This window comes from Curtobacterium sp. VKM Ac-2884, assembly GCF_015350945.1.
Classification (GTDB): domain Bacteria; phylum Actinomycetota; class Actinomycetes; order Actinomycetales; family Microbacteriaceae; genus Curtobacterium.
In genome coordinates this window covers 241068-265906 of record NZ_JADKSA010000003.1, presented here as the reverse complement: position 1 = coordinate 265906, position 24839 = coordinate 241068, and the positions used below count along the sequence as shown (strand labels likewise).

Annotated in this window: 22 protein-coding genes; 11 read left to right on the top strand and 11 right to left on the bottom strand. The window is 70.0% G+C overall.

The features are described 5' to 3' along the window. Positions 1–27: 27 nt before the first annotated feature. Together ITJ60_RS09625 and ITJ60_RS09620 are read right to left on the bottom strand one after the other, a co-directional pair. A complete protein-coding gene (locus tag ITJ60_RS09625; RefSeq protein WP_194647776.1) occupies positions 28–1938 on the bottom strand; it encodes an ABC transporter ATP-binding protein in 1911 nt (636 codons plus the stop codon). Positions 1939–1969: 31 nt separating this feature from the next. Next, entirely contained in the window at positions 1970–3190 is a 1221-nt protein-coding gene (locus ITJ60_RS09620) for a beta-ketoacyl-[acyl-carrier-protein] synthase family protein (protein WP_194647775.1), read from the bottom strand. 55 nt (positions 3191–3245) lie between these two features. Here ITJ60_RS09620 and ITJ60_RS09615 point away from each other — a divergent pair, with 55 nt between their 5' ends. Next, positions 3246–3854: a TetR/AcrR family transcriptional regulator C-terminal domain-containing protein gene (locus ITJ60_RS09615; RefSeq protein ID WP_194647774.1), complete on the top strand. Its 609-nt coding sequence runs from the start codon at positions 3246–3248 to the stop codon at positions 3852–3854. A gap of 118 nt (positions 3855–3972) precedes the next feature. Here the strand turns inward: ITJ60_RS09615 and dhaM are convergent, their stop codons facing one another. The 3 genes from dhaM to dhaK all read right to left on the bottom strand — a co-directional run bounded on the left by dhaM (position 3973) and on the right by dhaK (position 6409). Then, positions 3973–4695, bottom strand: a complete 723-nt coding sequence (gene dhaM / locus ITJ60_RS09610; RefSeq protein WP_194647773.1) for a dihydroxyacetone kinase phosphoryl donor subunit DhaM — start codon at positions 4693–4695, stop codon at positions 3973–3975. Further along, positions 4692–5333, bottom strand: a complete 642-nt coding sequence (dhaL, locus tag ITJ60_RS09605; protein ID WP_194647772.1) for a dihydroxyacetone kinase subunit DhaL — start codon at positions 5331–5333, stop codon at positions 4692–4694. The genes dhaM and dhaL overlap by 4 nt, the downstream gene beginning before the upstream one ends. Positions 5334–5407: 74 nt before the next feature. After that, positions 5408–6409 (bottom strand): dihydroxyacetone kinase subunit DhaK, encoded by a 1002-nt coding sequence (gene dhaK / locus ITJ60_RS09600; RefSeq protein ID WP_123312614.1) that lies wholly within the window; start codon positions 6407–6409, stop codon positions 5408–5410. A gap of 318 nt (positions 6410–6727) precedes the next feature. On the opposite strand from dhaK, the gene ITJ60_RS09595 reads away from it, so the two are divergent. Continuing rightward, positions 6728–7453 carry an MIP/aquaporin family protein gene (locus ITJ60_RS09595; protein ID WP_123294418.1) on the top strand — a complete coding sequence of 242 codons (726 nt, stop codon included), beginning with the start codon at positions 6728–6730 and terminating at the stop codon, positions 7451–7453. 74 nt (positions 7454–7527) lie between these two features. Next, positions 7528–9039 (top strand): glycerol kinase GlpK, encoded by a 1512-nt coding sequence (gene glpK, locus ITJ60_RS09590; protein ID WP_111084025.1) that lies wholly within the window; start codon positions 7528–7530, stop codon positions 9037–9039. A 99-nt stretch (positions 9040–9138) separates the two neighbouring features. Here the strand turns inward: glpK and trpD are convergent, their stop codons facing one another. Next, positions 9139–10200 (bottom strand): anthranilate phosphoribosyltransferase, encoded by a 1062-nt coding sequence (trpD, locus tag ITJ60_RS09585; protein WP_194647771.1) that lies wholly within the window; start codon positions 10198–10200, stop codon positions 9139–9141. Positions 10201–10270: 70 nt separating this feature from the next. On the opposite strand from trpD, the gene ITJ60_RS09580 reads away from it, so the two are divergent. The 5 genes from ITJ60_RS09580 (at position 10271) to ITJ60_RS09560 (ending at position 15649) form a co-directional block, all read left to right on the top strand. Continuing rightward, positions 10271–10909 carry a cytochrome c oxidase subunit 3 gene (locus ITJ60_RS09580; RefSeq protein ID WP_111084027.1) on the top strand — a complete coding sequence of 213 codons (639 nt, stop codon included), beginning with the start codon at positions 10271–10273 and terminating at the stop codon, positions 10907–10909. A 21-nt stretch (positions 10910–10930) separates the two neighbouring features. Beyond that, a complete protein-coding gene (locus ITJ60_RS09575) occupies positions 10931–11740 on the top strand; it encodes a cytochrome c (protein ID WP_123294420.1) in 810 nt (269 codons plus the stop codon). Positions 11741–11773: 33 nt separating this feature from the next. Beyond that, positions 11774–12838: a ubiquinol-cytochrome c reductase iron-sulfur subunit gene (locus ITJ60_RS09570; RefSeq protein WP_133936620.1), complete on the top strand. Its 1065-nt coding sequence runs from the start codon at positions 11774–11776 to the stop codon at positions 12836–12838. Beyond that, positions 12838–14526: a cytochrome b gene (locus ITJ60_RS09565; RefSeq protein WP_131880102.1), complete on the top strand. Its 1689-nt coding sequence runs from the start codon at positions 12838–12840 to the stop codon at positions 14524–14526. Before ITJ60_RS09570 ends, ITJ60_RS09565 begins: the two co-directional genes overlap by 1 nt. Positions 14527–14689: 163 nt before the next feature. Then, positions 14690–15649, top strand: coding sequence for a phosphodiesterase (locus tag ITJ60_RS09560; RefSeq protein WP_123294422.1), 960 nt, complete (start codon positions 14690–14692; stop codon positions 15647–15649). Positions 15650–15738: 89 nt separating this feature from the next. Here the strand turns inward: ITJ60_RS09560 and ITJ60_RS09555 are convergent, their stop codons facing one another. The 4 genes from ITJ60_RS09555 to ITJ60_RS09540 form a co-directional block, all read right to left on the bottom strand. Then, a complete protein-coding gene (locus tag ITJ60_RS09555; RefSeq protein WP_194647770.1) occupies positions 15739–17292 on the bottom strand; it encodes a stealth conserved region 3 domain-containing protein in 1554 nt (517 codons plus the stop codon). A 97-nt stretch (positions 17293–17389) separates the two neighbouring features. Further along, on the bottom strand, positions 17390–17824 hold the full coding sequence (locus ITJ60_RS09550) for a DUF6804 family protein (protein ID WP_194647769.1): 435 nt from the start codon (positions 17822–17824) through the stop codon (positions 17390–17392). Continuing rightward, positions 17824–18408, bottom strand: a complete 585-nt coding sequence (locus ITJ60_RS09545) for a GDSL-type esterase/lipase family protein (protein ID WP_123671773.1) — start codon at positions 18406–18408, stop codon at positions 17824–17826. The genes ITJ60_RS09550 and ITJ60_RS09545 overlap by 1 nt, the downstream gene beginning before the upstream one ends. Next, entirely contained in the window at positions 18405–19937 is a 1533-nt protein-coding gene (locus tag ITJ60_RS09540; protein ID WP_194647768.1) for an SDR family oxidoreductase, read from the bottom strand. The genes ITJ60_RS09545 and ITJ60_RS09540 overlap by 4 nt, the downstream gene beginning before the upstream one ends. Before the next feature lie 43 nt (positions 19938–19980). On the opposite strand from ITJ60_RS09540, the gene deoC reads away from it, so the two are divergent. The 3 genes from deoC to ITJ60_RS09525 all read left to right on the top strand — a co-directional run bounded on the left by deoC (position 19981) and on the right by ITJ60_RS09525 (position 22488). Then, complete coding sequence (deoC, locus tag ITJ60_RS09535) at positions 19981–20712, top strand: deoxyribose-phosphate aldolase (protein WP_194647767.1); 732 nt, start codon at positions 19981–19983, stop codon at positions 20710–20712. Positions 20713–20849: 137 nt separating this feature from the next. Then, the gene (locus ITJ60_RS09530) at positions 20850–21803 is read left to right on the top strand and encodes an ROK family protein (RefSeq protein ID WP_194647766.1); all 954 of its coding nucleotides are present in this window, start codon (positions 20850–20852) and stop codon (positions 21801–21803) included. 133 nt (positions 21804–21936) lie between these two features. Next, positions 21937–22488 (top strand): hypothetical protein, encoded by a 552-nt coding sequence (locus ITJ60_RS09525; protein ID WP_194647765.1) that lies wholly within the window; start codon positions 21937–21939, stop codon positions 22486–22488. An 18-nt stretch (positions 22489–22506) separates the two neighbouring features. Here ITJ60_RS09525 and ITJ60_RS09520 read toward each other — a convergent pair whose 3' ends face one another. After that, positions 22507–24831, bottom strand: coding sequence for a RelA/SpoT family protein (locus tag ITJ60_RS09520; protein ID WP_228510006.1), 2325 nt, complete (start codon positions 24829–24831; stop codon positions 22507–22509). Between the last annotated feature and the right edge of the window lie 8 nt (positions 24832–24839).

Below are 24839 nucleotides of genomic sequence, written 5' to 3'. Positions count from 1 at the left end.
CGGCATCCCCCGATCAGAGCTCGTGCCTCACTGAGACGAGCTCGGGCTCAGCGCCTCCTCGTCCGCCGCGACGTCCTTCTGCACCGCGAACTGCGTCCGGTGCAACTCCTCGTACCGTCCGCCGACGGCCAGCAGTTCCTCGTGGGTCCCACGCTCGACGATCGAGCCGTCCTCGACCACCAGGATCAGGTCCGCGCTGCGGATGGTCGACAGTCGGTGGGCGATCACCATCGCCGTCCGCCCCTCGAGCGCCTCGCTGAGCGCAGCCTGCACGGCGGCCTCGGACGTCGAGTCCAGCGCGGCGGTGGCCTCGTCGAGGATGACGACGCGCGGCTGGGCGAGCAGGAGCCTGGCGATGGTCATCCGCTGGCGCTCGCCGCCGGACAACCGGTAGCCGCGCTCCCCGACCATGGTGTCGAGCTGGTCCGGCAGGGAGCGGATGAGCGGTTCGAGCCGTGCGCGCCGGACGGCGTCCCACACCTCGTCCTCGGTCGCCTCGGGCCGTGCGAGGCGCAGGTTGGAGCGGATGGTCTCGTGGAACAGGTGGCCGTCCTGCGTCACCATCCCCATGGTGTGCCGCATGGAGGCGAACGTGACGTCGCGGACGTCCGACCCGGCGAGTCGTACGGCGCCGCTGTCGACGTCGTACAGGCGGGAGAGCAGCTGCGCGATCGTGGACTTGCCGGCCCCGGAGGTGCCGACGAGCGCGACGGTCTGCCCCGGCTCGATCCGGAACGAGACGCCGTGCAACACCTCGTCACCGCCGCGGGTGTCCAGCGTGGAGACCTCCTCGAGCGAGGCGAGGGACACCTTGTCCGCAGCGGGGTACGCGAAGCGGACGTCGTCGAACTCGACCGCCACCGGGCCGTCGGGGACAGTGCCGGCGTCGGGCTTCTCCTGGATGAGCGGTTCGAGGTCGAGTACCTCGAAGACGCGCTCGAAGCTGACCACCGCGCTCATGATCTCCACCCGGGCGTTCGCGAGGCTGGTCAGCGGCGCGTACAGGCGGGTGAGCAGGAGGGCCAGCGTCACCACGTCGCCCGTGTTCAGCTGGCCACCGAGTGCGAGGGCGCCGCCGACCCCGTAGACGAGCGCGAGCGCGAGGGCGGAGACCAGGGTGAGGGCGGTCACGAAGACGAACTGCAGCAGGGCACTCCGCACCCCGATGTCGCGGACCCGGGCGGCACGGATGCGGAACTCCTCCGCTTCCTCGTCGGGCCGGCCGAACAGCTTCACGAGGGTGGCGCCGGGCGCGGAGAAGCGCTCGGTCATCTGCGTGCTCATGGCGGCGTTGTGGTCGGCGGCCTCGCGACGCAGTGCGGCGAGGCGGCTGCCCATGCGCCGCGCGGGGACGAGGAAGATCGGGAGCATGACGATCGCCAGGACCGTCACGAGCCAGGACGTGCTGAGCATGACGGTCAGGGTGAGGATCAGCGCCACCAGGTTCGTGACCACGCCGGACAGCGTGCCGCTGAAGGCCTGCTGCGCGCCGATCACGTCGTTGTTGAGGCGGCTGACGAGGGCACCGGTCCGTGTGCGGGTGAAGAAGGCGATCGGCATCTTCTGCACGTGGTTGAAGACGGCGGTCCGGAGGTCCAGGATCACGCCTTCGCCGATGCGTGCCGAGAACCAGCGCGTGGCGAGCGACACGCCTGCGTCGCCCACGGCGACCAGGGCGATGACGACCGCGAGCCAGGTGATCGTGCCGAGCGCGCCCCGGGCGACGATGACGTCGACCACCCGGCCGGCGAGCACCGGTGTCGCGACCGCGAGGACCGCGCCCACGACGGAGAGGACGATGAAGACCACCAGCTTGGCCCGGTAGGGCACTGCGAACGTCATGATCCGCCGCACGGACGCACGCGAGATGCCGTGCTTGCCGTCCTTGGCGGTGGAGATCTTGTAGAGCGAGCTCCAGGCCACGCCTTCCATGCTCATGGCAGTCAGGATACGTCGGTCCCCGTGCCCCTCAGACCGCGGTGAACACCAACGACGCGTTCTGCCCACCGAACCCGAACGAGTTGTTCAGCGCCGCACGCATGGTCGCGGTCCGAGCCGTCCCCGCGACCACGTCCAGGTCGATCGCCGGGTCCTGGTGCTGCAGGTTCAGCGTCGGCGGCACGACCCCGGTCTCGAGTGCCCGGACCGTCAGGATCGCCTCGACTGCTCCCGCCGCACCGAACATGTGCCCGATGGCGCTCTTCGGCGCGGTGACGAGCGCACCGGTCCCGACCGCACGACCGATCGCCGCTGCCTCGCCGACGTCCCCGACCGGGGTCCCGGTCGCGTGCGCGTTGACGTGGTCGACGTCCGCGCCGGTGAGGCCGGCCATCCGGATCGCCGCCGTCATCGCGCGCTCCTGCTCGCTGCCGTCCCCGAGCGGGGCGGTGATGTGGAACGCGTCGGACGTGATCCCCCACCCGGCGAGCGTGCCGTGCGACCGCTGTGCGCGGGCGGCGGCGTGCCCGGCCCGTTCCAGCACGACGAACCCGGCGCCCTCGCCGAGCACGAACCCGCGGCGGTCGGCGTCGAACGGTCGCGACAACGTGGCGGGGTCGTCACCGTCGGGCTTCGCGAGGGCCTGGGACTGTGCGAACGAGGCCATGGTGACCGGGGTGACCGCTGCTTCGGTGCCGCCCGCGATGACGACGTCGGCCTCGCCCGTGACGATGAGCCGCGCGGCCGTCGCGATCGCCTCGGCACCGGACGCGCACGCCGAGACGGTCGTGTACGCACCGGCGCGGGCGCCGTATTCGATGCTGATCTGCGCCGCGGCCCCGTTGGCCATGAGCATCGGGACGGTCCGGGGCGACACCCGACGCGCGCCCGACGCGCCGAGCACGTCGTGTGCATCGAGCAGCGTCTCCACTCCCCCGATGCCGGTCCCGACGACGACGGCCAGGCGATCGCCTTCCACCGCGGGCGCGCCGGCGTCGGCCCAGGCTTCGCCGGCGGCGACGAGCGCGAGCTGCTGGCTGCGGTCGAGTCGGTTCGACCGGACGCGACCGAGTGCGGACTCGGCGTCGAGCGCTGCGACGGCACCGACCATGATCGGCACCCGTTCCCAGAACTGCCCGTCGCGGTGCAGCTCGTGCACGCCGGAGCGTCCGGCGACCAGGGCGTCCCACAGCGGCGCGACACCGTGGCCGAACGGCGAGACGGCGCCGTAGCCGGTGATGGAGATGTCCACGAGTGCCCCTTCTTGTACGTTGAACAAGTGGAGTTGTACCACGTACAATTCAGAGATGGCAACCACCGACGGCACCGGGACGACCCGCGGCGCAGCGACCCGGGCGAGGATCCTCGCCGCGACCGCCGGACTCCTCAGCGCAGGGGCAGCCGGTGACGCGGGCGGAGCGAGCACCGCACGCCACGCCGTCACCGTCAGCGAGATCGCCCGTGCGGCCGGGGTCTACCCGAACCAGATCACGCACCACTACGGCTCGAAGGACCGCCTCGTCCTCGACGCCGCCTTCGCGCTCTTCCTCCGCGACACCACGCGCCTGCAGGCGGCCGGCCGGCGCGCCGGGTCCGCCGGCGCGTTCCGTCAGGTGCTCGCACGCACCGCGCTCGCCATGCCGTCGACACTCCTCGTCGTGCGCGCGCTGGCCGCCGCCGGTGACGACGACGCCCAGCGGGAGCGCGTGCGACTCCTGCTCGCAGTCCTGTTCCGGCAGTCGGAGCGCTACCTCGAGCGCGTCGTCGCCGAGCACGGCTGGACGAGTCCGAGTGGTGTCGGCCGTGATGCCCGGACGTTCTGGAGCGCGGTGTTCGGCGCGACGCTCCTGGCCGACGCTGGCGTCACCGGCGGGCCGTCGGACCTCGACCTGGCCGGCACGGTGTCCATCCGCTGACGCCGAGACTCGGCCCGGGCGGGCCGAGTCTCGGCCCAGGCGACCGTTCTCGCGCTCAGCACGGCGAGGACTGTCGCCTCACGCGAGACTCGGCTGCGAAGCTGAGCGGCCGCGACGCCTACTCGCCGAAGCCGCTCCGCACCAGCTCCACCAGCGCGTCGACCGCGACCTGCGCATCGGCGCCGCTCGCCTCGATCGACACGGTGGCGCCCTTCGGCAGCGCCAACGCCATGATCGCCAGCAGGCTCTTCGCGTCCACGCCGTTCACGCGCACCGCTGCGTCGTACTTGGCTGCCGTCTTCACGAACTCCGCCGCGGGGCGGGCGTGCAGGCCGGTCTCGTTCACCAGTTCGACGCTCGCGGACGCGGCCACGTCGTCGACGCTGGCCGCCCCGTCACCCGGCCCCGGGCCTCCCGGCTGGTCACCGGACGGACGGGAGGCAGTGCTCGCGTCGTCCGCGGACACTGCGGCGGACGCCGCAGCAGCGAGCACTGCCTCGGCGTCACCACCCGTCTGGGCCGCGACGGCCGCGGCGACCGCGCCCTCGACGAGGGGAGCCTGCGAGACGTGCACGCGTGCGCGGACGTCGTCGTCGAGGAAGTCGAGCGCCGTGTCGGTGGTCAGGTAGGCCGAACCGAGGTCGCACAGGACGACGACGGCGTCGGCGTCGGCGAGCTCCTCGATGCCGGCGGTGATCGCCTCGAACGACGTGCCGATGCCGCCGTCGTCGGTCCCGCCCGCGGCGACGAGCGGCACGTCGGCCGCCATCTGGCGGGCGAGCTCGACGGTGCCGGAGGCGATCGCAGCGCTGTGCGAGACGATCAGGATGCCGACGGTCACGCGGCGGAGCCTGTCGTCGCGTCCACCGCGGCACGCAGGATGTACGCCGTCGACTGCGCACCCGGGTCGCGGTGCCCGACGGCGCGTTCGCCGAGGTAGCTCGCACGACCCTTGTGGGCGACGAGCGGTTCGGTGGACTCGGCGCCCGAGGCGGCGGCGTCGGCCGCGGCGGCGAGCACCGCTGCCGGGTCGTCACCGGCTGCGGCGGCTGCGGTGGCGGCGTCGACCGCGGGGGTCCAGGCGTCCACCATCGTCTTGTCGCCGACGGCGGCCTTGCCGCGCGAGACCACGCCGTCGCGGGCTGCGGCGAGCACGGCGACGAGCGTGTCGGCGTCGAGCTCGGACGCGTCGCCGGCGGCCTGGGCTGCCTTCAGGTACGCGGTGCCGAACAGCGGACCAGCGGCGCCGCCGACGGTCGAGATGAGCTTCGTCGCGACCGTCTTGAGCACGGCACCGGGCGTGTCGAAGGACCCGCCGTCGACGGCCTCGAGCACGGCGCGGAAACCGCGGTCGAGGTTCTCGCCGTGGTCTCCGTCACCGATCTCGCGGTCGAGCGTGACGAGCTCGGCCCGGTGTTCGTCGATCGTCGCAGCCGTGCGACGGACCCAGTCGATGGCCCATGCGGTGTCGAGCGCCAATGCGGTTCCCTTCGTGTGTCCGGCCCGGTGGGCTCGGTGTCGTGGTCGGTGGTCGAGCGGTCGATGTCGGCCGTTCAGCGGCCCCAGCGCAGTGCCGGGGTCTCCACCGGTGCGTCCCAGAGCGCCGTGAGTTCGTCGTCGAGCACCGTGACGGTGAGCGAGAACCCCTGCATCTCGAGGGACGTGACGTAGTCGCCGACCAAACTACGCGTGACGTCGTACCCGCGGTCCGTCAGCACCTCGGCGGCGCGCCGGTAGGCGATGTACAGCTCGGACAGCGGGGTGCCGCCCATGCCGTTGACGAGCAGGAGCAGCTTCGAGCCGGCCGGAGCGTCGAGGTCGGTCAGGATGGGTTCGAGCACACGGTCGACGAGCTGGTCGGCCGGTGCCATCGGGATGCGCTCGCGCCCGGGTTCGCCGTGGATGCCGATGCCGAGTTCGACCTCGTCGTCGGCGAGCGTGAAGGACGGCTCCCCCGCGTGCGGCACGGTGCCGGACGCCAGGGCCAGGCCCATCGACCGCGTGACGTCGTTGACGTGGCGGGCGACCGCGGCGACGGCGTCGAGGTCGTCGCCGCGCTCGGCTGCGGCACCGGCGCACTTCTCGACGACGACGGTGCCGGCCACGCCGCGGCGACCGGCGGTGTAGAGCGAGTCCTGCACCGCGACGTCGTCGTCGACCACGACGGCCTCGACGCGGATGTCGTCCATCTCGGCGAGCTCGGCGGCGGTCTCGAAGTTCAGGACGTCGCCGGTGTAGTTCTTCACGATGTGCAGGACGCCCGCGCCGCCGTCGACGGCCTTGGTGGCGGCGACGATCGGGTCGGGGGTCGGACTCGTGAACACGGGGCCCGGGACGGCGGCGTCGAGCATGCCGTACCCGACGAAGCCCGCGTGCAGCGGCTCGTGTCCGCTGCCACCGCCGCTGACGATGCCGACCTTGCCGGCGACGGGGGCGTCGGCGCGGTGCAGGTGGATCGGGTCCTCGACCAGGACGACGTGTCCGGCGTGTGCCCGGGCGAATCCCCGGACGGTCTCGTCGACCACGGCCTGCGGGTCGTTGATGAGCTTCTTCATGCGCGTGCCTCCACGGGTACGGGGCCGAGCCGAGGCGAACTGCACACCGCCGTCGTCGACCGGAGTGGGCCCAATCTACATCCGACACCCGGGCGCTCGTTCGTCCGCACTGCACGTTCGTGCAGTGCGACGGGGACGCGTCACCGGCTCGCGATCCCCCACAGCGCACGCCGCTTGCACGTTCGTGCACGATCCCGGACTTCCCTCAGGAATTCATCGCCGCGTCGTTCGCCTCGTCACTAGGCTCGGCCTCAATCACTCAACGGGGAGTGCGGCGCAGCACCACCGGACCCCCACCTCACGCACTGGAGGTCACCGATGGACGACATCGGCGTCAAGTTCCTGTCCGAGCTCGTCGGTACAGCGATGCTCATCATCCTGGGTGGCGGTGTCGTCGCCGCCGTCTCCCTCACGAAGTCGAAGGGCTTCGGGGCCGGCTTCCTCATGGTCACGATCGGTTGGGGCTTCGCGGTCTTCGCCGGCGTCCTCGTGTCCTACAAGTCGGGCGGCCAGCTCAACCCGGCCGTCAGCCTCGCCCAGGCCATCCTCGGCAACATCAGTGTCGGCACGATGCTCATCTACTGGCTCGCGCAGATGATCGGCGCGGTCATCGGTGCCGTCATCGTCTGGCTCGCCTACAAGCAGCACTTCGACGAGGAGCCCGACGCCGCTGCGAAGCTCGGCGTCTTCTCCACCGGCCCCGCGATCCGGTCGTACGGCTGGAACGTCGTGACCGAGATCATCGGCACCTTCGTGCTCGTCTTCGTCATCCTCGCGATGACGAACGGCAAGGCACCTGCCGAACTCGGCGCCGTCCCCGTCGCCTTCCTCGTGATCGCGATCGGTGTCAGCCTCGGTGGCCCGACCGGCTACGCCATCAACCCGGCCCGTGACCTCGGCCCGCGCATCGCGCACGCCTTCCTGCCCATCAAGGGCAAGGGTTCGAGCGACTGGTCGTACGCCTGGGTGCCGGTCGTCGGACCGCTCGTCGGCGGTGCACTCGCCGCCGTGCTGTCGCTCGCGCTGCTGCCCGTCGTCAGCTGAACCAACCCAACCCCGGGGTGAGCGGCCCGCGATCGCGTGCCGCTCACCGCACCGAACACCCGTAAGGAGCACCAATGGCCGACTACATCGTCGCCATCGACCAGGGCACGACCTCCACCCGAGCGATCGTCTTCGATCACTCCGGCTCGATCATCTCGACCGGGCAGAAGGAACACGAGCAGATCTTCCCGCGCGCCGGGTGGGTCGAGCACGACCCCGCCGAGATCTGGGACAACACCCGCGAGGTGATCGGTCAGGCACTGTCGCGTGCCGACATCACGCGTCACGACGTCGCCGCCGTGGGCATCACGAACCAGCGCGAGACCGCCGTCGTCTGGGACAAGACCACCGGCAAGCCGATCTACAACGCGATCGTCTGGCAGGACACCCGCACGCAGTCGATCGTCGACAAGCTCGCCGACGGTGACACCGACCGCTACAAGGCCATCGTCGGACTCCCGCTCGCGACCTACTTCGCCGGCACCAAGATCATGTGGATCCTCGAGAACGTCGAGGGTGCGCGTGAGAAGGCCGAGGCTGGGGACCTGCTCTTCGGCACCACCGACACCTGGGTCCTCTGGAACCTGACCGGTGGCGTCGACGGCGGCGTCCACAAGACCGACGTCACGAACGCGTCCCGCACGCTGTTCATGGACCTCGAGACGCTCCAGTGGCGCGACGACATCCTCGCCGACTTCGGTGTGCCGAAGTCGATGCTCCCCGAGATCGTCAGCTCCTCCGAGGTCTACGGGCACGTCGAGTCGTCCAACCTGCTCCGCGAGGTCCCGATCGCGGGCATCCTCGGCGACCAGCAGGCCGCGACCTTCGGTCAGGCGGCGTTCGACCAGGGCGAGTCGAAGAACACCTACGGCACCGGCAACTTCCTCATCTTCAACACCGGTACCGAGATCGTCCGCTCCGAGAACGGCCTGCTCACCACCGTCGGCTACAAGCTCGGCGACCAGGAGACGCACTACGCACTCGAGGGCTCGATCGCCGTCACGGGCTCGCTCATCCAGTGGCTCCGCGACAACCTCGGCCTGATCGGCAGTGCCCCGGAGGTCGAGGCGCTGGCCAAGACCGTCGAGGACAACGGCGGCGTGTACTTCGTGCCGGCGTTCTCCGGGCTCTTCGCGCCGTACTGGCGTCCGGACGCTCGCGGTGCCATCGTCGGTCTGACCCGTTACGTCAACAAGGGGCACATCGCGCGAGCGGCCCTCGAGGCGACGGCGCTGCAGACCCGCGAGGTCCTCGACGCGGTGAACGCCGACTCGGGTGTGGACCTGACCGAGCTCAAGGTCGACGGCGGCATGACCGCCAACAACGAGCTCATGCAGTTCCAGGCCGACATCCTCAACGTGCCGGTGGTGCGTCCGGTGGTCGCCGAGACGACGGCGCTCGGCGCGGCCTACGCGGCCGGTCTCGCGGTGGGCTTCTGGGCCAACCTCGACGAGCTCCGTGCCAACTGGCAGGAGGACAAGCGCTGGGAGCCGCAGCTCGACGCCGCCGAGCGCGAGCGCACGCTCCGTCTCTGGAAGAAGGCCGTCACGAAGACCTTCGACTGGGTCGACGAGGACGTCCAGTAGCGACGCACGCGCACGCTGACCGCGTGCACTGAACGCACCGACGGGAGGCCCGGTGCCGGTTCCGTGAACCGGCACCGGGCCTCCCGTCGGTTGCGTCTCCTACGCGTCGGTCGCGGTCGGGACCGCGATCCAGTCCGCCAGCTTGCGGGTGCCGGCGCCGGAGTCGATCGCCTCGGCCGCGACCGCGAGCTGCTCGCGGAAGCGCTGCAGGATCGGTCGGTCGGACTCGGCCGGGTCCTGCGCCAGACGGAAGGACACCAGGCCGGCTGCGGCGTTGAGGAGCACGATGTCGCGCACCGGGCCGGTCTCCCCCGACAGCACGCGGTGCACGACGGCGGCGTTGTGCTCGGGATCGCCACCGAGCAGGTCTTCCGTTCGTGCACGTGCGATGCCGAGGTCGCGCGGGTCGAGGTCGTGCTCGATGATGCGCCCGCCGGTGACCTCCCAGATGTGGCTGTGGCCGGTGGTGGTGAGCTCGTCGAGGCCGTCGTCCCCGCGGAACACCAGGGCGGTCGCGCCGCGGGTCTGGAACACGCCCGTGATGATCGGCACGAGTTCGAGCTGCGCGACGCCGACGGCGTTCGCTTCGCACCGTGCGGGGTTGACGAGCGGCCCGAGGAAGTTGAACACCGTGGGCACACCGATCTCGCGGCGGACCGGCCCGGCGTGGGCGAACCCCGGGTGGAACGCGTTGGCGAACGCGAAGGTCAGTCCGACACGCCGGAAGGTGTCCGCGACACGCGCGGCGTCCATCGTGAGATCGAGCCCGAGTGCGGCGAGCACGTCGCTCGAACCGGACTTCGACGAGCTCGCCTTGTTGCCGTGCTTCACGACGGGCACCCCGGCGGCGGCGATGACGATCGCCGCCATGGTCGAGACGTTCACGGTGCCGACGACGTCCCCACCCGTCCCGACGATGTCCAACGCCATCGGGTCGACGTCCAGCGGAACGGCGGCGTCGAGGATCGCGTCGCGGAACCCGACGACCTCGTCGACCGTCTCGCCCTTCGCACGGAGCGTCACGGCGAACGCGGCGATCTGTGCCTGGGTGGCGCGCCCGTGCACGATCTCCTCCATGGCCCATGTGGATTGCCTGATCGTCAGGTCCTCGCGCGCCATGAGCGCGCTGATCACTGCAGGCCAAGAGAGTGCGTCAGGCATGGCTCGATCGTAGTGAATTCGAGAGACCCGCCAGTCTCCTGCGAAAACACTGTCTGGGGTTTCGGCCATAATGGAGGACGTGACTAGCACCCCTCTCTCCAGATCCGCCAGCGGTCCGGCCCTGAACAGGCCGAACGCCGTTGCCGTGGGGACGATCGTGTGGCTGGGCAGCGAGGTCATGTTCTTCGCCGGCCTGTTCGCGATCTACTTCACGCTGCGCAGCACGTCCCCCGAGCTGTGGGCGGCCGAAACCTCCAAGCTCGAGGTGCCCTTCGCCTCGGTGAACACGATCATCCTGGTGCTGTCCAGCTTCGCGTGCCAGTTCGCCGTGTTCGCTGCAGAGCGCTTCCAGGTGCACCGCACGAGCTGGAACCCGCGCCACTGGGGCATGACGGAGTGGTTCTTCGTCACCTACGCGATGGGCGCGATCTTCGTCTGCGGCCAGATCTTCGAGTACGCCAACCTCTGGCACGAGGGCGTCACGCTCTCCTCCAGCGCCTACGGCTCGGCCTTCTACATGACGACCGGGTTCCACGGCCTCCACGTCACGGGTGGCCTCATCGCCTTCCTGCTGACGCTCGGCCGCGGCTTCGCCGCGAAGAACTTCGGTCACAAGGAAGCGACCACCGCCATCGTCGTGTCGTACTACTGGCACTTCGTCGACGTCGTGTGGATCTTCCTCTTCGCCGTCATCTACCTTCTCAAGTAGGAACTGGACACCCCCGAGCACATGTTCAACAGAACCAAGACCAAGAAGGGCCGCCGTTCACCGATGGCGACCGTCTCGCTCATCGTCGTGGGCCTCATGACCACCGGCGGTGCGTACGCGCTCTTCAGCTCCACGGCCAACGCCGACGACAGCACGAGCACCGTCGCGGCGACCAGCCAGTCGAAGGTGAACGAGGGCCAGAAGCTCTTCGCCTCGAACTGCGCGACCTGCCACGGCCTCTCCGCCCAGGGCACGAGCGAGGGCCCGTCCCTCATCGGTGTCGGCGCCGCCTCGGTCGACTTCCAGGTCGGCACCGGCCGCATGCCGATGGCCGCCCAGGGTCCGCAGGCCGAAGAGAAGCCCGCGCAGTTCACCGACGAGCAGGTCGACGCCCTCGCCGAGTACGTCGCCTCGCTGGGCCCCGGCCCGGCCGTCCCGTCCACCGAACTCACCAACGGTGAGGACGGCGACGCGGCCGAGGGTGCCGAGCTCTTCCGCATCAACTGCGCCATGTGCCACAACGTGGCCGGCGCCGGCGGTGCCCTGACCGAGGGCAAGTACGCCCCGAACCTGTCGACGGTCTCCGGCAAGCACATCTACGAGGCGATGCAGACCGGCCCGCAGAACATGCCGGTCTTCAACGACCTGAACCTCACGCCGGAGCAGAAGGCCGACATCATCACGTACCTGAAGTACGTGCAGGACAACAAGTCGCCCGGCGGGTTCGCACTCGGCTCCCTGGGCCCGGTGGCCGAGGGCCTGTTCATCTGGATCTTCGGACTCGGCGCGGTCGTCGCGATGACCGTGTGGCTGACCGCGAAGTCCAACTGATCGTCCGTGTCGAACGACACTGAAGGGAACACCATGGCAGAGCACGACGACGAGACGCTGAACTCGTCCTCGGCTGTCGAGAAGCACGGCACGACCACCTCCCCCGGGATCGCGGTGCTGCCCGCCGACCCGTTCGAGAACCCGGGTGAGCCGCCGCACCGCGCGCGCCGCACCGACGTCGACCCGAAGAAGCAGCGCCTGGCCGAGCGTCAGGTCGCGACCTTCTTCTACCTCTCGATCGTCGGCAGCGTCCTCTCGATCGCGGCCTACGTCGCGTTCCCGATCGACTCGAACGACTTCGGGACGGTCCGCACCGCGAACCTCTTCCTCGGCCTCTCGATCGCCCTCGCGCTCATCGCGCTGGGCCTCGGTGCGGTCTACTGGTCGAAGTCGCTCGTCGTCGACCGCGAGATCACCGAGCTCCGCCACGGCACCCGCGGCACGGACGCGACGCGCGCCAAGGCCGTCGAGGCCTTCCAGCTGGCCGACAAGGAGTCCGGCTTCAGCCGTCGCAAGCTGATCCGCAACTCGATGATCGGTGCGCTGGCCGCGTTCCCGCTGCCGGGCATCGTGCTGGTCCGCGACCTCGCTCCGGCCGAGGACCCGAACGAGCTCCTGCGCCACACCTTCTGGAAGCAGGGCCTTCGCCTGACGAAGGACCCGACGGGTCTGCCGATCAAGGCCTCGGACGTGACCATCGGCTCGGTGTTCCACGTCATCCCGGACGGCATGCTCGACTCCGAGCACATGCTGGAGGAGAAGGCCAAGGCCTCCGTCCTCCTCATGCGTCTCGACCCGAAGGACCTCAACCCGTCCAAGGGCCACGAGAACTGGGGCTACGACGGCATCGTCGCGTACTCCAAGATCTGCACCCACGTCGGATGCCCGGTCGCGCTCTACGAGCAGCAGACGCACCACCTGCTGTGCCCGTGCCACCAGTCCACCTTCGATGTCTCGAACAACTGCGAGGTCATCTTCGGTCCGGCCGCACGCCCCCTCCCCCAACTTCCGATCGCGATCGACGACGACGGCTACCTGGTTGCCCAGAGCGACTTCCACGAGCCGGTCGGACCGTCCTTCTGGGAGCGTGAACGCTGATGACCAGCACCCCCACCACCACGGCACCGAGCAGCACGGCCAACAAGCCGGCTCCGGAGCGCGGATCCCGCATCATCGGCGGGGTCGCCAACTACATCGACGAGCGCACCAGCATCTCGGGGCTCGTCAAGGAAGTCGGCCGGAAGATCTTCCCGGACCACTGGAGCTTCATGCTCGGCGAGGTGGCGCTGTACAGCTTCGTCGTCGTCCTGCTCTCCGGCACGTTCCTGACGTTCTTCTTCCAGGCATCGATGGCCGAGGTCGTCTACAACGGCTCGTACGTCCCACTGAAGGGCGTCGAGATGTCGACGGCGCTCCAGTCCACGCTGGACATCTCGTTCGACATCCGCGGTGGGCTCTTCGTCCGCCAGGTCCACCACTGGGCAGCCCTGCTGTTCGTGGCGTCGATCATGCTGCACATGGCCCGCGTGTTCTTCACCGGCGCGTTCCGCAAGCCGCGTGAGCTCAACTGGGTCTTCGGCTTCCTGCTCTGGGTCCTCGCCATGGGTGAGGGCTTCACCGGCTACTCGCTCCCCGACGACCTGCTCTCCGGAAACGGTCTGCGGATCATCGTCGGCATGATCGAGGGTGTCCCGGTGATCGGCGTCTGGATCGCCTACCTGCTCTTCGGTGGCGAGTTCCCGGGCACCGACATCGTCGGTCGCCTCTACACGCTGCACATCCTGCTGCTGCCCGCGATCCTCGTCGCGGTCCTCGGTGTCCACCTCGTGCTCGTCGTGATCAACAAGCACACCCAGTTCGCCGGCCCGGGCAAGACCAACGACAACGTCGTCGGTGTCCCGATCCTCCCGGCGTTCGCCGCCAAGGCCGGTGGGTTCTTCTTCATCGTCGCGGGCATCATCGCCCTCATCGCGTCGATGTTCACGATCAACCCGATCTGGAACTACGGCCCGTACGACCCCTCGCCGGTCTCCGCCGGTACCCAGCCCGACTGGTACATCGGCTTCGCCGACGGCGCACTGCGTCTGGTGCCGCCGCACTGGGAGGTCGTGTGGTTCGGCTACACGGTGTCGTTCAACATCCTGGCGCCCATCGCGGTCCTGGTGCTGCTCATCCTCGCGATCCTGCTGTACCCGTTCCTCGAGTCGTGGATCACCGGCGACAAGCGCGAGCACCACATCCTGGACCGCCCGCGCAACGCCCCGACCCGCACGGCGATCGGTGCCGCCGGCATCACGCTCTACGCCAGCCTCTGGGCGGCGGCGTCGTCGGACATCATCGCGACCCACTTCCTGGTGTCGATCGAACACGTGATCCACGTGATCCAGGCAACGACGGTCCTCGGCCCGTTCGTCGCCTTCTGGATCACGAAGCGCGTGTGCCTCGCACTCCAGAAGAAGGACCGCGAGATCGTCCTGCACGGCTACGAGTCCGGCCGCATCGTCCGACTCCCCCACGGTGAGTACATCGAGGTGCACGAGCAGCTCGACGAGTACGAGCGCTGGAAGCTGCTGCAGTTCAACGAGTACAAGCCGCTCATGATCCGCCCGAACGCCAAGGGGCAGATCACCGTGGTCCAGAAGGCCCGTGCGAGCGTCTCCCGCTTCTTCTTCGAGGACCGCATCGAGCCGGTCTCGAAGGCCGAGCTCGAGGCAGCGCACGCCGCCCACCACGGCCCGGACCTCGAGGGCAGCCACCAGGCCCCGCAGGTCGAGGAGAAGCACTAAGCACGACGACAGGAACCCCCGCCACCACGTGGCGGGGGTTTCTTCGTGCGATGGGCGAAACGCCGCCCCCAGTTCACGGCTGGTTCACCGACACGTGCTGGACTCGTCCAGGACGGTGTGGCAACGTGTTGCACCACGCATCCGCCAACGGAATGAGACCCCGATGGACAGCCGGACGGCCGAACACCCCAGGCCGAACCACTTCCTCCTCCACCTCAGCGACACCCACCTCGTCTCCGGCGACGGCGATCTGTACGGCGGGGTCGACTCCGCCGCCCGGCTCACCGAGATCGTCGCGGACATCGAAGCATCAGGCACACGGCCCGAGGCGATCGTCGTCACCGGCGACGTGGCCGACAAGGGCGAACCGGGTGCCTACGCCCGCGTCCGCGAGATCGTCGAGCCGGCTGCCCGCCGGATCGGCGCCCAGGTCATCTGGGCGATGGGCAACCACGACGAGCGCGGCGCGTTCCGTCAGGAGCTCTTCGGGTTGCACCCCACCGACCGTCCGGTCGACTTCGTCTACGACGTGAACGGTCTGCGGGTGATCACCCTCGACACGAGCGTCCCGGGCCACCATCACGGCGAGGTCTCCCCCGAGCAACTCGACTGGCTGGCCGAGGTCCTGTCCGAGGCTGCGCCGCACGGCACGATCCTGGCGATGCACCACCCGCCCGTGCCGAGCGTGCAGGATCTGACCGTGCTCGTCGAGCTCCGCGACCAGCAGGCCCTGGCCGAGGTCGTCGAGGGCAGCGACGTCCTGTCCATCATCGCCGGACACCTGCACTACTCGACGAGCGCGGTCTTCGCGGGCATCCCGGTGTCGGTCGCCAGCGCAACCTGCTACACGCAGGACCTCACCGAGTTCCAGGGCGGCACGCGTGGGCGGGACGGTGCGCAGTCGTTCAACCTGGTGCACGTGTACGGCCACAACGTCGTGCACTCGGTCGTCCCGATCGGGCACTACTCCACGGTCGGCGAACCGGTCTCCGCCGTCGAGACCGAGGCCCGCCTCGCAGCGCACGGGGTCACGATCCCGCCCGCGGTCGAGCCGGCTCCGGTGACCTCGAGCATCCCGGTCTTCACGCTCGACTCGGTGCCGGTCTCCCCCGTCCACCGGTAGGTCGCCGCACTTCGTGAGCAGGAATGGTCGGGTCCGCAGTGCGGACCCGACCATTTGTGCTCACCATGTGCGGTGGGCGCCGGCGCGTCCTAGACGCTGGCGTGCTCCCACGGCGCGGGGAACGGGAAGTAGCGCTCGAGGAAGTCGGTCACGCGCTGCGTCCGCTCCTCGTCGCTGACTTCCGGGAAACTGCCGTCGTTCAGGCAGAAGAAGTCCGCGTTCCGCTTCTTGAGCAGCTCGTCGAGCGACCGCAGCCCGGACTGCATCGTGGTGTCGATGTAGCGGACGTCGGCGTTCTCCTGCGTGATCGCCCGACCCGTGAGCAACGAGTAGTAGTGGTAGAGCGAGTTGGTCACCGAGATGTTCTCGGCAGCACGGAAGCGCGACGCCGCCGTGGCACGGAACTCGTCGGCGAACTCGTGCTCCATCTCCGTCATGATCGACGACCGGAGCGGGGTGGGCGCGTGCTCGAGGTGCCTGGTGGTGACCGCACCGAACCGCTGCTGCAACAGGCGCCGGTTGACCCGCGCGGAGTTCTCGAACCCGCTGCGCGCGGCGTTGTTCACGCCGAGGCCGATGCGGGTGGTGGCGAGGATGAACTTCGACACCGACCCCGGGCTGAAGAACACCGAGGGGTCGACGGTACGGCCGAAGAACATGTCGTCGTTCGAGTAGATGAAGTGCTCGCTGATGCCCGGGATGTGGTGCAGCTGCGACTCGACGGCCTGCGAGTTGTGCGTCGGCAGGACGGACGGGTCGGCGAAGAACTCCTCGCTGCGCACGATGCGGACCTTGGGGTGGTCGGCGAGCCAGTGCGGGGCGGGTGAGTCGGTGGCGATGTAGATCTGGCGGATCCACGGCGCGAACGTGTGCACCGAGCGGAGTGCGTACTTGAGCTCGTCGATCTGGCGGAACCGTGCGGGGGCGTCGTCGCCCTCGCCCAGGACGGCCGTCGCCTGCGCTGCCTGGCGGGCGCGCTGGTACTCGATGGCGTTGCCGTCGACCCACGAGAAGACGATGTCGATCGGGAACCGGATGTCCGAGACGTGGTCGTCGAACATGTGCTCGACGGTGCGCCAGGTGCGGCCGTAGCGCTCGATGTCGACGAGCACGAACTCGTCGACCGGCAGGCTGCGGCGCATCAGTGCGTTCTCGACGGGCGCGAGCACCTCGGTGTCGGTGAGTCGCCAGAACTCGAGCTGCACGCTCGTCTCGGCGCCGTAGCGCAGACGACCGAGGGGCTCGAGACGCGGACGGAAGACGCGTAGCACCGGCTCGTCGACGGGCCCGAGGCCGTCGTCCTGCACGAGCACGGCCGGCTCGCCGGGGGGCTTCGCGTAGAACGGTTCGTTGACGGCGGCGGCCATGACGGCACTCTCCGCACGCTGCCGGTCGCGCTCGTCGATCGCGATGACCGGACGCTCGTCGTTGCCGCGGATGAGCAGGTGGTCGACGTCCGCCTCGGTCAGCGCGTCGTCCAGGAACAACAGGTCCTCGATCATCGACTGCTGCGGCGTCAGGTGGCCGTTGAGCAGCGTCAGGCGCCCCTTGCGGACGACGACGTCGGGCCGGTCGAGACCGCCGGAGGACGGTCGAGGGGTCAGCAGAGGACTCTCGGTCACCGGCTCGGTCTCGTCGTTCATCCATGCCCTTCGGGTCGTGCTGCCGGGTCCTGTACCCGACCCTGCGATCCTACCGTCCGCCCGCCCGGTCGGTTCCGCAGGCGGTCAGCGGAGCCGGTCAGGAGGCCCGGGGCGCGTCCGCCTCGCGCGGCACCTTGACGGCGATGCCCACCACGATGAACAGGGCAGCAGCCAGGATCTGCAGCGCGGCCCACACCTGGCCGGGGATCGGCACCGTGACCAGGGGGTTCCAGCAGACGGCGACGGCGGCCATCAGCACGGCGGCCCACCACGTCTTCCCGCGCACCGCGAAGACGAGCACGATGAGGGACAGCACCGTGATGCCCCAACGTGCGAAGACGAAGCCGGACGAGTCGATGATCGCGACGCAGGCGAGCAGGACGATCGCGGCGATGAGCGACGGCGCGAGTGCCGGCCGGGTGAACCCCGGGGTGGCCCGGGTGTTCGTCGTCCCCGCGGCCGGTCGGACCGGTGCGGCGGGCACACCGTTCTGCGACGACCCCACCGGGGGTCGTCCCTTGCGGGCAGCCATCAGGCGGGGGCCTCGTCGAGGTCGATGGCCGTGAAGGACCGGGACATCGGCGGGAGACCCCGCACACGCTCGAGCGCGGGGACCAGCTCGTCGAGGTAGGCCCGGTAGCCCTCGTCGGTGAGGTGCAGGCCGTCGTCGGTGAAGCGGTCGTCGAGGTGGTCGCCGTCGGCCAGCGCGGGCCAGGCGTCGAGGTACTGCGCGTGGCAGGTGGCGACGAACTGGCGCAGGTGCCGGTTCGCCTCCTCGATCTTGGTCGTGTACTCGGCCTGACGGGGCAGGACGGAGACCAGCAGCAGGCGGACACCGGGCAGCTCGCGCCGCAGGGTGACGAGGATCGTCTCGACGTTGCGGACGACGTGTTCGGCGCTCGCCCGGTGGTTGCCGAAGTCGTTCGTGCCGATCAACAGCACGATCACCTCGGGCTGTTCGGCGATGACCGCGTCGAGCCGCGCGAGCACGCCGTCCGTCGTGTCACCGCTGATGCCCTGGTTCAGGGTCTGCTCGTCGGGGAGCCAGCTGTCCCACGACCCCTGGGCCGTGATGCTGTCCCCCAGGAACAGGACGGGACTGCGTTCCTCGGTCATGCTGCCTCCTCGTTCGCCGGTTCCGGACTCCCATTGTGCTGGGTCCGGTTGCGCTGCGTCGACTCGGTGTTGTCCGACTCGCGCTCGGCGGCCGCGGTGATGCGCTCGACCATGCCGGGGAAGATGATCCCGTGGAAGGGCAGGATCCCGTACCAGTACAGCCGGCCGGGCAGGCCCTGCGGGAAGTAGATCGCCCGCTGGTGGTAGTCGCTGCCGCCCTCGGGGTTCGGGGTCACGGTCATCTCGAGCCAGGCGCGCCCGGGTGACTTGAACTCGGCGCGGAGCCGCAGGTAGCGACCGCGTTCGAGGCGTTCGACGCGCCACCAGTCGAGGGCGTCGCCCTGCTCGAGTCGGTCCTGGTCGCGACGGCCGCGGCTGAGCCCGACGCCGCCGGCGACCTTGTCCATCCAGCCGCGCGCGACCCAGGCCAGCGGGAACGAGTACCAGCCGTTCTCGCCGCCGATCGACTCGACGACGCGCCAGACGTCCTCTGCTGAAGCGGTCGAGTGGCGCTTCCGGTCGTCGACGTAGACGGTGTGGCCGGCCCAGTCCGGGTCGGTCGGCATCGGGTCGGCCGAGGCGCTCGACAGGGTGGCGCTCCGCCAGCTCGTCTGCACCTCGCCGGACCGCATCTTGTTCAGTGCGAGTCGGACCGCTCGGCGGTACGACGTGAGCCCGCCCTCGGGCTGCGGGACGACGTCGTCGATGTCGTGCTCGCGCTGGACGCACTCGAACTGCAGCGACTCGATGATCGGCGTCGCGAGCTTGCGCGGGATCGGGGTGACGGCGTTGAACCAGTGTGCGGCGAGGCGTGGGGTGAGCACCGGCAGGACCGTGATCGGCCGCTGCCGCAGCTTCGCCTCGACCGCGTAGCCGTTGAGCATCTGCCCGTAGCGCAGGACGTCCGGCCCGCCGATGTCGAAGGTGCGGTTGACGTCGGCGGGGACGTCGAGCGCCGCGACCAGGTAGTACAGGACGTCGCGCACGGCGATCGGCTGGATCCGGTTGCGCACCCACCGCGGTGCCGGCATCCACGGCAGGACGTCGGTCACGTGCCGGATCATCTCGAACGAGGTGCTGCCGGAACCGATGACGACGCCGGCCTGGTACGCGATCGTCGGCACGCCGGAGCGGAGCAGGATCTCCCCCACCTCTTTCCGGCTGCGCAGGTGCTTCGACAGGTCGCCGTCGGGGTGCAGGCCGCCCAGGTAGACGAACCGGCTGACACCGGCGCGCTTCGCCTCGTGCGCCATCGTCTCGGCCGCCTGCCGTTCCGCGGACTCGAAGTCGCCGTCGGCACCCATCGCGTGGGCGAGGTAGTAGACGGCCTCGATGCCGTCGACCGCGGCGCGGACCGCGTCGGCGTCCTGCAGGTCTCCTTCGGCGACGTCGACGTCGCTGCTCCACGGGACGTCCTGGAGCTTCCGGGGGTTGCGCACGAACACGCGCACGGAGTGTCCGGCTTCGAGGAGACGGGGGACGAGACGACCGCCGATGTACCCGGTGGCGCCGGTGACGAGGACCTGCATGCCCGGAACGCTACGCGGCACGCCTGACGGGTAGGCTTGCCGGGTGGACAACGCAGCCTTCCCCGTCACCGCCGATGCCGTCCGCGGCCTCATCGACCACGCGATCCTGAAGCCCGAGCTCACCCGCTCGGACGTCGACGCCCAGCTCGACGAAGCCGCCGCGTACCGGGTCTTCAGCGTGTGCGTCCGGCCCAGCGACGTCGCCTACTCCGTCGAGCGTCTCCGGGGCACCGGCGTCGGCGTCGGCACGGTCATCGGCTTCCCGCACGGCACCACGTCCACCGCGGCCAAGGTCGCCGAGTCGCTGCAGGCCCTCGCCGACGGGGCGTTCGAGCTCGACATGGTGCAGAACATCGGCGCCGCGAAGTCCGGCGACTGGGAGCGCGTCGAACAGGACGTCCGTGCGGTGGTCGACGCCGCCGGGTCCACCGTCGTCAAGGTCATCCTCGAGACCGCCTTCCTGACCGACGACGAGATCGTCGCGGCCTCGCGTGCCGCGCAGTCCGCCGGTGCCGCGTTCGTGAAGACCTCCACCGGGTTCGCCGGCGGCGGGGCGACGACCGAGCACATCGCACTGATGCGGCGCACGGTCGGAGCCGACACGGGCGTCAAGGCCTCGGGCGGTGTCCGCGGGCTCGACACCCTGCTCGAGATGGTGGACGCCGGGGCGAACCGCATCGGTACGAGTGCCTCCGCGCGCATCCTCGACGAGGTCGCGCACCGCGTCGAGACCGGGACCGCGTCGTCGCAGGGCGACGACACCAGCTCCTACTGACCCACCGCGACACGACCTGATCCACCGCACGACGACCTGACCCGACCGACCCACCACCTGCCAGGCCGGGGCCCACCGGACGCGACGCCGCGTCCGGGAGCCGCCCCGGGCCTCCAGACCGCCGCATCGGAGCGCGCATGTCCAGCACCGCACCCCAGTCCCCCGCCCTCGCACTCGCCGTCGACCTCGGCGGCACCAAGGTCGAGGCCGCCCTCGTCACCGACCAGGGCGTCGTCCTGCCGGGCACGCGCTTCCGCAGCCCCACCGGGCCGCAGCGCACGTCCGACGAGCTGCAGGCCGCCGTCGACGAGGTCGTGACGAGCGCGCTCGGCACGGTCCCGACCGACGCGACCCTGGTCGGCGTCGGGGTCGGCTCGGCCGGCCCCGTCGACGAGGAGCACGGCCTCGTCTCCCCGCTCAACATGCCGGTGTGGCGTGGCCACCCGCTGCGCGACCGCATCGCCGCGCTCGTGCCCGAGGGCGTGCCGGTCACGCTGCGCATGGACGGCCTGGCGATCACGCTGGCCGAGCACTGGGTCGGTGCGGCGCAGGGGTACGACCACGTCATGGGCATGATCGTGTCGACGGGCGTCGGCGGAGGTCTCATCCTGCACGGCCGCACCGTCAGCGGCCCGACGGGCAACGCCGGGCACATCGGGCACGTGGAGTGCGGCGGCTACGACGACCCGTGCGCCTGCGGCGGCACCGGCTGCCTCGAGGCGATCGCCAGCGGCCCGAAGACCGTTGCCTGGGCCCAGCGGCAGGGGTTCGACGGGTCCACCGGCGAAGCGCTGTCGGCGGCGTACGCGGCTGGCGACGAGATCGCGGTCACGGCGGTCAAGCGCAGCGGCCGGGCACTCGGGCAGGCGATCGCGGCGGCGACGAGCCTCGTCGACCTCGAGGTCGTGGCGATCGGCGGCGGGTTCTCCCACGTCACGCCGGACCTGTTCGAGTACGCACGCGAAGCGGTGGCGGAGCGCGTCGAGTTCGGGTTCGTGACGAAGGTGCGCATCGTGCCGACGGCGCTGTCGCAGGACGGCCCGCTCATCGGCGCTGCGGCACTCGTGCACCGCGCCGACGTCCTGCGCTGAGCGGACCGCGGCGACGCACTGCGTCGGGCAGACCACGGCGACGCCCTGCGTTGAGTGGCGCTGCAGACGCCGACGTGCCCGGCCTCTCCACAGGGGGTGTCGGCCGGGTGTCGGTGTCCGGCAGGATGACGGGGTGCCCGGTTCCCGTCTCCTGACCACGGACGACTGGCCCGAGGCAGAACTGCGCGCTGCGGTGCTCGCGGGCGAGTTGGTGCCCGTCGGGCCGTGCTGGGCCTCCCCCGCGACACCGCAGGACCCGGCGCTGCGCGCGACCGCGGCGTCGTGGGTCTTCGGCGACGCACGGCTCGTCGCCTCCGGCCGGACCGCAGCGTGGATCTGGGGCGCGGCGTCGCGGCCGCCGGACCCGATCGAGGCGAGCGTCCGACCGCAGCTGCGCATCGCGGTCGGGCCGGGTCTGCACCTGCGCGAGGTCGCGCTCCAGGCCGTCGACGTGATCCGGTTGGGGTCCGTGCAGACCGTCGTCACGACTCCGACGCGCACCGCCGTCGACCTGCTCCGCACACCGGGCGACTGGGACCCCGAGCGGGCAGCGGCCGTCGACGGGCTGCTGACGATCGGGGCGGTGTCCGTGGACGAGCTGCACGCGCGCCTGAGCGGCCTCGGGACCATCCCGATGGCGCGGCAGGCCGAACGACGGCTGCGCGGGCTGCTCAGCGCACGCTGACGCGGGCTCGGGCCGTGCTCAGCCCGCGCTGACGCGGTAGACGTCGTAGACGGCGTCGATGCGTCGGACCGCGTTCAGCACCCGGTCGAGGTGGATGGTGTCACCCATCTCGAACACGAACCGACTGAGCGCCAACCGGTCGGACGAGGTCGAGACCGTCGCCGACAGGATGTTGACGTGGTGGTCGGTGAGCACCCGGGTGACGTCACTGAGCAGCCCCGACCGATCGAGCGCCTCGATCTGGATCTGCACGAGGAACACCGACTTCGACGACGGGGCCCACTCGACCTCGATCATCCGGTCGGGCTCGTTCATCAGGGACTTGACGTTCGTGCACGACGACTGATGCACCGAGACGCCCTGCCCGCGGGTGATGAACCCGACGATCTGGTCGCCCGGCACCGGCGTGCAGCACTTCGCGAGCTTCACCAGGATGTCCGGCGCACCGCGCACCAGCACGCCGCTGTCGCTCGTGCGCAGCTGACGGCTCGTGACCTGGCGCGGGAACGTGAGCTCCGGCTCGTCGGTCTCCGTGTCGCTCTGGACGCTGCCCAGGACCTTCTCGATGACCGACTGCGTCGAGACGTGCCCCTCGCCGACCGCGGCGTACAGGGCCGAGACGTCGTCGTACCGCATCGACGAAGCGACCTCGGCGATGGTGTCCTGGCTCATGATCCGCTGGAGCGGCAGGTTCTGCTTGCGCACGGCGCGGGCGATGGCGTCGCGGCCCTGCTCGATCGCCTCTTCGCGGCGCTCCTTGGTGAACCACTGCTTGATCTTGTTGCGCGCCCGAGGGCTCTTGACGAACTTCAGCCAGTCCTGCGACGGACCCGAGTCGGGGTTCTTCGACGTGAAGATCTCGACGACGTCACCGCTCGACAGCGAGCTCTCGAGCGGGACGAGGCGACCGTTGACCTTGGCGCCCATGGTGCGGTGCCCGACCTCGGTGTGCACGGCGTACGCGAAGTCCACCGGGGTGGCGCCGGCGGGCAGGCCGATGACCTTCCCCTGCGGCGTGAAGACGTACGTCTCCTTCGCGCCGATCTCGTAGCGGAGCGAGTCGAGGAACTCCCCCGGGTCGCTCGTCTCGGCCTGCCAGTCGGTGATGTGCGCGAGCCACGCCATGTCCTGGTCGTCGGTGGTCGACGAGGTCCCGACGTCGCGGCCCGCAGCGCGCTGCTTGTACTTCCAGTGCGCGGCGACACCGAACTCGGCGCGCTGGTGCATCTCGTGCGTGCGGATCTGGATCTCGACGGGGCGCCCCTGCGGCCCGAGCACGCTGGTGTGCAGCGACTGGTACAGGTTGAACTTCGGCGTCGCGATGTAGTCCTTGAACCGGCCGGGCAGCGGTGTCCACCGTGCGTGCACCGAACCGAGCATGGCGTAGCAGTCGCGCACCGTCGGCACGAGCACCCGGATGCCGACGAGGTCGTAGATCTCGTCGAACTCGCGACCCCGCACGATCATCTTCTGGTAGATCGAGTAGTACTGCTTCGGCCGACCCATGACCTCGCCGCGGACCTTCGCGGCCTTCAGGTCCTTCTTGAGCGTGCCGATGACGTTCTGGACGAACTGCTCGCGCTTCGGCTGTCGTTCCTTGACCAGGCTGTCGATCTCGACGTAGAGCTTCGGGTGCAGGACCGCGAACGACAGGTCCTCGAGCTCGAGCTTGATCATCTGGATGCCGAGCCGGTGCGCGAGGGGCGCGTAGATCTCGAGCGTCTCCTTCGCCTTGCGGGTGGCGGAGGTGGACTCGACGAAGCCCCAGGTGCGGGCGTTGTGCAGCCGGTCGGCGAGCTTGATGACCAGCACGCGGATGTCCTTCGACATCGCGATGACCATCTTGCGGACCGTCTCGGCCTGGGCGCTGTCGCCGTACTTGACCTTGTCGAGCTTCGTGACGCCGTCGACGAGCATGGCGATCTCGTCGCCGAAGTCGACCTGCAGCTGGTCGAGCTGGTAGTCGGTGTCCTCGACCGTGTCGTGGAGCAGCGCTGCGGCGATCGTGATCGGCCCGATGCCCAGGTCGGCCAGGATCTGGGCGACCGCGACGGGGTGCGTGATGTACGGCTCGCCGGACTTGCGCTTCTGGCCGTCGTGCGCGCGCTCGGCGACGGAGTACGCGCGCTCGATGAGCGTGACGTCGGCCTTCGGGTGGTGCGAGCGCACCGTGCGGATCAGGGTGTCCACGGCACCGGCCGGCTGGGCGCGGGAGAACAGGCGCGGCAGCAGCGAGCGGAGGGAACCGAGGTTGCCCGTCGTGTTCGGCCCGAGGGGGCTGGACGGCCGCTGGGCGGAGCCGGGGCGGCTCGGCGCGGACGGCTCTTCGCGGGTGTCCGTCATGATGCGCC